This is a genomic window from Prochlorococcus sp. (assembly GCF_965655815.1).
Taxonomy (GTDB): domain Bacteria; phylum Cyanobacteriota; class Cyanobacteriia; order PCC-6307; family Cyanobiaceae; genus Prochlorococcus_A; species Prochlorococcus_A pastoris.
Map to the genome: position 1 here is coordinate 59883 of NZ_CBFHHZ010000006.1, position 7557 is coordinate 67439.

Consider the following 7557-nt stretch of genomic DNA (forward strand, 5'->3'; position numbering starts at 1 on the left):
ATTTAGGCACTAAAATATTTTGCTTTTGAGTGAAGTGAAATTATAGCAGTAGTACTTTGTTCAGGATGTAATTGCTCTGATTCATCCATTGTTAAATTAATCCTTTTTGTATCCAGTAATGATAACTGTATATTTGAATCAGAAACTTTTGGACAAGCTGGATAACCAAATGAGTATCTAGCTCCTCTATATTTTTGAGCTAATATTTCACGGTTATTGTTTGGCTCATATGATTTAAATCCGCATTCAATTCTTACTATTGAATGAACATATTCTGCAAGAGCCTCTGCTAATTGAACGGTTAAACCATGAAATATTAAATAATCACTATATTTATCAGCTTTAAATAATTCTTGGGAATATTCGCTAGCTATTTCCCCCATTGTTACTGCTTGCATTGGAAATATATCTACTGGTTCATTATTTTTAAGATCACAGTAAAAATCAGCAATACAAAGATTATTTCCTGATTTTTGTCTAGGAAAATTAAATTCAGAAATTCTTTTATTTGATACATTATCAAAGAGATAAATACTATTATCATCCCTCCCGCAACGGAAGTAACCATATACTGCTTTTGGTGAAATTAGGTTTTTATCTAAAATAATATTGATCCATTTTTCAAGTAATGGATTTGCATATGAATCTAAATAATTATTGTATTCTTCTACTGATTGACCTTTGTTTTTTTTAATTTGCCATTGACCACTAAATAATGCTTTTTTATCCAAATAAAAAATAAGTTTGTCAAAGTCTATTTCAATATCTTGAAGAACTCTAGTTCCCAAAAATGGGGCCTTTATAGGTTCCTCTTCTTCTACAAAATTAGATCTATTAAAATTCTCAATTAATTGAATACTTTTGGTTTTTTCAAGATTTTTATTTAAATTTTTATCTTTAGCAGAAGAGCTTGGGGAAGCTAATTTAATTTGAATGTCATCAGTATTAATAAAACCATTTTCATTAGACCAATTACCCTTCTTTTTACTATCCATATAGTCATTCATAAATTGTAAATCTGTAAAAGCATCTTTCCCATACAAAATTTTACCTTTATATATCTGACTACAATCTTCGTTCACAAATTTTGGAGTTAATGCGGCACCTCCAAGAATAACTGGAACATTAATTTCAGCATTGTTAAATGCTTCTAAATTATCCTTCATAAATGCCGTAGATTTAACAAGTAAACCACTCATAGCAATACAGTCTGCTTTGTGTCTATTTTGTGCATCAATAATCGCTGAAACATCCTGCTTAATTCCAAGGTTGATTACATCAAAACCATTATTTGAGAGAATTATATCAACTAAATTTTTACCTATATCATGAACATCTCCTTTAACAGTGGCTATTAGTAATTTTCCGTTAGATATTTTTTCATCTACTGTTTCCATATGCGGTTCTAGCACTGAAACAGCAAATTTCATTGTTTCCGCTGATTGCAATACAAAAGGTAATTGCATTTGGCCGGATCCAAATAGTTCACCGACTACTTTCATTCCATCTAATAAATAAGTATTAATTATTTCAAGTGGTTTGTATTTTTTAAGCGCATTATTTAATTGTTCTTCTAAACCTATTTTTTCTCCATCAACAATATGGTTTTTAAGCTTTTCTTCTAAGGTGAGGTTTTTATTTGAAGTAGATGCTTTTTTAAAGTCACTGATTGTTAAATCTTGGAATGCTTTTGTTAATTCAACTAATGGATCATATATACATATATGATTTTCAAATTTCCTTCTGTCATAAATTAAATCCAAACATAATTTTTTTGTTTCCGCAGATATTTTTGAAAGAGGCAATATTTTATTTGGTGCAATAATAGCTGAATCTAATCCTGCCTTTATACATTCATCTAGGAATATTGAATTTAGATTAATTCTTGATAATGGTGAAAGCCCGAAACTAATATTAGATATCCCTAAAATAATATGAATATCTGGAAAGCTTTTTCTTATTTTTGATATAGCTTCAATAGTTGCTTTAGCATTTAATCTATCTTCTTCAATTCCAGTAGATATTGGCAATGCTAGAGGATCAAAAAATATCTCATAATCTGCGAGGCCACTTGATCTAGTTTTAATTAATGCTCTTTTTGCAATGTCATATTTTTTCTGTGATGTTCTTGCCATTCCATCTTCATCAATAGTTCCAATTACTATTCCAGCACCATAATCTAATGCAAGTTTTAAGACCTGATTAAATCTGTCATCTCCATCTTCGTAGTTGGTTGAATTTATAATGCATTTTCCTCCTACAGTCTTTAATCCACTTTCCATTTTATCTGCTTCTGTTGAATCAATCATTAATGGAAGGTTTATATTTGTAACTAATCTTGAGGTGATTTCTTTCATATCTTTAACTCCATCTCTTCCTACATAATCAACATTGACATCTAGTATGTGAGCATTTTCTTTTTGCTGTTGCTTAGCAATTGATACCAAGCCGTCCCAATCATCTTCATTTAGTAATTCCCTTACTTTTTTTGATCCACTAGCATTTAAACGCTCTCCAACTATTAATATTGAGTTATCTTGTTTATATGGAACTGCGTTATATATAGAAGCTGCTGAAGGAACAAAATTTGTTTTTGCAGTAGCAAGTTTTTTATTTATTTTTTTATCAACTATTTCCTCAATGATTGAGGATAGATGCTTGATATGTTCAGGAGTGGTACCACAACATCCGCCAATAAGTTGTACGTTAAAATCATAAATAAAGTTCATTAACTGCATTTTCAACTCTAATGGAGTTAATTTATAGTGAGCAACACCTCCTATATTTTCAGGTAATCCTGCATTAGGTATACAACTAATTGCAAAAGGTGAATTTTCAGCTAAATACTTAATATGTTCTTTCATTTGAACTGGGCCAGTTGCACAATTCAGTCCTAGAATATCAATATTGTATGGCTCTAATATTGTTAATGCAGAGGCTATATCTGACCCGACAAGCATCGTTCCTGTGGTTTCCATAGTTATGGATATCATTATTGGTAATTCAATATTCCTGTTTTTAATAACTTCTTGAGAAGCAGATAATGCTGATTTTATTTGTAAAACATCTTGGCATGTTTCAATCAGTAGAAGGTCAATACCTCCGTCAATTAGACCATTTATTTGTTCTTCATATGATTCTTTAAGCTTATCAAAATCAATATGACCTAATGTTGGTAATTTTGTAGTTGGCCCAATTGATCCAGCGACAAATCTAGGAGTATTAATAGATGAAAATAAATTTGCACATTTTTTAGCTATTTGAGCTGCTTTTTTATTGATTTCATAAGCTTTATTAGAAATACTATATTCGTCTAAAACAATAGATGAAGCACCAAATGTATTAGTTTCAATTACATGACAACCTGCTTCAAGAAATGAATTATGTACTTGTTCTACAGTATTAGGAGAGGATAAGACTAAGTTTTCATTACAACCCTCTAATTCATCTCCACCAAAATCATGTGATGATAAATTTAGATTTTGAAAAGAAGTACCTGTCCCGCCATCGAAAATAATAATTGGTTTATCATCTCTATTTAAATAATTTCTAAATGAAACCATAATTTAAAAGGAAAATTAAAATTAACTAATATCGATACGAGTTATCCAATCATCATAGTCTTGTGAACGGCCTTCCGTTATTTCGATAAGCTTATTTTTCAATTTATTCATTATGGGACGATCATTATTAATATTTGTTGATTCTATTTGCTTTACAGGTGTAATTTTAGCTGCTGTACCAGTTAGAAATACTTCATCAGCAATAAGTAATTCTGTTTTATCAACAGGTCTTTCAATGACATTTATACCAAATGATTTCGCTAATTCAATAACACTAACTCTAGTAATTCCTTCTAGGATGTCTTGATCAACTCCTGGGGTAATCAGTTCACCATTTCTTACTATAAATAAGTTCATTCCACTAGCTTCACTTACTTTACCACTAGAATTTAACAGCAATGCTTCGTCAAATCCTGATAAACTAGCCTCCGTTTTGGCTAATGAACTTGTAATGTAAGCGCCGCTTATCTTACCTCTTAAAGGTAGAGATCTATCTTCTTGTCTTGTCCAACTACTCATCCTACAAGACACACCATCGGGAGATAAATAGTCTCCTAGTTCAATACAATAAATGAAGAAATCAGTTTCTATATTATGTAATCTTGGAGCGATACCTAAATCACTTGTATAAACAAAAGGTCTTATATAGATCGGTTTTGTAGGTTTATTTTTTTTTAATATTGTTTTTAGTGCATTAAATATATATTCTTCAGATATTTCTGTTAAAAGCAATCTTGCACTTTGAGATAACCTTTTTATGTGTTTATCTGTTCTAAATAAAAGATATTCATCCTTATTAGATGGATTTGGAATAGCTCTCATTCCTCCAAAGGCTGCTGTTCCATAATGAAGTGCATGAGTTGCTATTGACACTTTTGCATCTTTAAAGGGTATACACTTACCTTCAAACCAGGCATATGGAAGAAATTCTTGCATATTTTATTTTAGAAATGAGTTAAAATTGTTCTAACTTACTTAAGTATTCTAAACCTAATTGTTATATATAAATGCATAGGATATTAAATATTGCTGGAAATGAAAATAATAACGTTGATTTAATTGAACATCCTAAAGCTGATTTTATATTTATCACAAGCGTAAAAGCTGATATTAATATAATTTCTGATTTAATTGAAGATAAAGAATTTCTTTTATTCCAGGATAATTTTAGAGCATTAGAAATTTCAAACCTAAATACACCCGCACAAATAGATAATTATTTTTTAAAAACAATAAATTATGCAAAAATAGTTGTTTTAAGATTGTTTGGTGATAAAGGGACATGGAGTTATGGCCTTGAACAATTAATAAAATGGAAAGAAGTAAATCTTAATAAGACTCTTTTAATTCTTTCTGGAACTGATGAAGAGGATTTATCACTAAATGAATTAAGTAGCGTAGATTTAGATACTTCATTAAAAATTAGTAAACTTCTTAAGTCAGGAGGAAAGGAGAATTATCGAAGATTTCTTTATTGTTTAAGTTATTTATCATCTAACGAAACTAATATTCCACAAAAATATATCTCTAACGTCAGCTATCCAGATCCTTATCAATATGATTGGAAAAATGAAAAAGGATTAAAGGTTGGAATAATTTCTTATAAATCATTGTTTTTAGCTAATGAAATTGAATTATCAAATGAATTAATATCTCAACTAAGGTGTAATGGTTTGTCACCTAAAACAGTATTCATTTCAACTTTAAAAAATTATGATGTTCAGAAGGAATTGATTAATCTTTTTAAAAAAGAAGATATAAGACTACTAATAACAACTACCTCTTTTTCTTCCTCGCTTAATAGTTCTAATGAAAATATAGATAATAATTTGAATATCTTTAAATCACTTAATCTTCCAATCCTTCAAATACTCTCTTCTAATAAATCCAGAAATAATTGGTTGCACTCATCAACTGGAATGAATCCAACAGATTTATTAATGCAAATAATTATTCCAGAATTTGATGGACGAATTACAACAAAACCTTGTGCTTTTAAAGAGATTATTTCTGTAAATAGAACCTTATGTAGCAAAATTACAAGTTACAAAGTTGATTTTGGAAATATTAAATGGATAACAAAACTTACAAGTAATTATCTAAGACTAACTAATTTAAATAATTTTGATAAAAAGATATCATTAGTAATTGCAAATTATCCTGTAAAAAATGGAAGAATTGGAAATGGAGTCGGTTTAAATACTCCGCAGTCTGTCCTTAATATTCTTTATTGGTTAAAAGATGAAGGTTATGATCTTGGTTCTGGAGAATTACCTAAAAATTCATCAGAACTAATGTCGTTACTTATAAAAACTAGAACAAATGATATTGAATCTCAAAATAATAAACCTCTTGATTTTTTATCATTAAATGAATACTTAGAATTTTGGAACAAACTATCCCTTAAACCTAAAAATCTTATCGTTGATAGATGGGGTATTCCATCTAATTCTCAAGATTTAGAAAAACAAGGTTTTTCGATTAATGGTCTTTTATTTGGAAAAATATGTTTACTAATTCAACCTCAAAGAGGTTACGATATTGAATCTAATAAAGATATACATTCTCCAGATCTACCACCACCCCATAGATATCTAGCCCAATATTATTGGATTGAAAGTAAATTTAATTCGAATGCTATTTGTCATATAGGTAAACATGGCACTATTGAATGGTTACCAGGAAAATCTATAGGACTTAGTGATGAATGCTTCCCGAGTATTATTTGTCCACCAATTCCAAATATATATCCATTTATTGTTAATGACCCAGGAGAAGGATCGCAAGCAAAAAGGCGAACTCATTCAACAATAATTGATCATCTAACACCTCCTTTAGATAGATCTGATTTGTATGGAAAACTCTCGATTTTAGAACAATGTTTAGACGAATACTATGAGGCTAAGTTATTAAATTCTAAGCGAATAAACATTATTGAAAAATCTATATTAGAAATTATTAAAAACGATTTTAAGGATATTATATTTTTTGACGAATCAAATAAAATTGAAAAAATTGACTCATATCTATGTGAACTAAAAGAATCACAAATAAGAACTGGTCTTCACATCTTTGGAAGTAGACAAAAATTTATAAATGAAATTAATTTAATCATAAGTATTGCAAGAGTTCCAACTTCAAAACGTAGTGGGATAATCCAATACATCTCTTCAAATCTTAATTTAGATTTAGATCCATGGACTAATAACTATGATCAAGTTCTTAGTGATAACGATAAAGAAATTATTAGTAATTATTCAAAAGATAATATCAATAGCTTTAGAAGAGCATTAGAATTTATAGAAAATCAAGCAAAATATTTAATTTATCATTATTTTTACAAAGACCAAATAACTCTAAATGAATTAGAAATATTAGAAAATAAAAATATATTATTATTATTTAATGTAGATAAAAAACATAAAGATTTTTTTAATCTAATTCATAAAGAAATATTAGAACCTATAGTTAAATCGACCGTAAATGAGAAGGCATCTTTTATAAATGCTTTAAATGGAATATATGTAAGTAGCGGACCATCAGGAGCTCCAACACGAGGTAAAACTGAAGTTCTACCTACAGGTAAAAATTTTTTTTCTGTTGACTCCAGAGGCTTACCAACAGAATCGGCATGGATTGTTGGATGTGAATCAGCTTCTCAAATAATTGATTTATATAAACAGGATAATGGACAAGACCTTAAAAAATTAGCAATTTCTGTATGGGCTACATCTACTATGAGAAACGGAGGGGAGGATGTTTGTCAAATATTGTATTTACTAGGCGTAAAACCCATTTGGGATGGTCCTTCTAGAAGAGTCATTGATATAGAAATAATTCCTTTAAGTATTCTTAATAGACCAAGAGTTGATGTTACTTTAAGAATCTCGGGTATGTTTAGGGATGCATTTCCTCAATTAATATCTTTAGTTTACAAAGCTATAAAATTAGTTTCTCAACTTGACGAAGATAAAAAATTAAATCCAATTTCAGA

Annotated in this window: 3 protein-coding genes; 1 reads left to right on the forward strand and 2 read right to left on the reverse strand. The window is 29.1% G+C overall.

What is annotated here, in order from left to right:
* Positions 1 to 2: 2 nt before the first annotated feature.
* Both metH and ACTF45_RS07975 read right to left on the reverse strand, forming a co-directional pair.
* A complete protein-coding gene (gene metH, locus ACTF45_RS07970; protein WP_438949735.1) occupies positions 3 to 3563 on the reverse strand; it encodes a methionine synthase in 3561 nt (1186 codons plus the stop codon).
* Between the two features lie 21 nt (positions 3564 to 3584).
* Positions 3585 to 4499, reverse strand: coding sequence for a branched-chain amino acid transaminase (locus ACTF45_RS07975; protein WP_438949736.1), 915 nt, complete (start codon positions 4497 to 4499; stop codon positions 3585 to 3587).
* 71 nt (positions 4500 to 4570) lie between these two features.
* On the opposite strand from ACTF45_RS07975, the gene cobN reads away from it, so the two are divergent.
* On the forward strand, positions 4571 to 7557 hold a 2987-nt coding region (gene cobN / locus ACTF45_RS07980; protein ID WP_438949737.1), incomplete at its 3' end, for a cobaltochelatase subunit CobN.